1 protein-coding gene is annotated in these 255 nt (G+C 99.6%); it reads right to left on the bottom strand.

Going from position 1 to position 255, the window contains the following annotated elements; translation table 11 throughout:
• On the bottom strand, positions 1-255 hold a 255-nt coding region (locus ACTHUT_RS22395), incomplete at both ends, for a hypothetical protein (protein ID WP_268083134.1).

Genomic DNA, 255 nt, shown 5'->3' with positions numbered 1-255 from the left:
CCCCCCCCCCCCCCCCCCCCCCCCCCCCCCCCCCCCCCCCCCCCCCCCCCCCCCCCCCCCCCCCCCCCCCCCCCCCCCCCCCCCCCCCCCCCCCCCCCCCCCCCCCCCCCCCCCCCCCCCCCCCCCCTCCCCCCCCCCCCCCCCCCCCCCCCCCCCCCCCCCCCCCCCCCCCCCCCCCCCCCCCCCCCCCCCCCCCCCCCCCCCCCCCCCCCCCCCCCCCCCCCCCCCCCCCCCCCCCCCCCCCCCCCCCCCCCC

Source organism: Neisseria sp. P0022.S010, assembly GCF_051956635.1.
The sequence above is the reverse complement of the archived record's forward strand: the minus strand, read 5'-3'. Positions and strand labels throughout refer to the sequence as shown.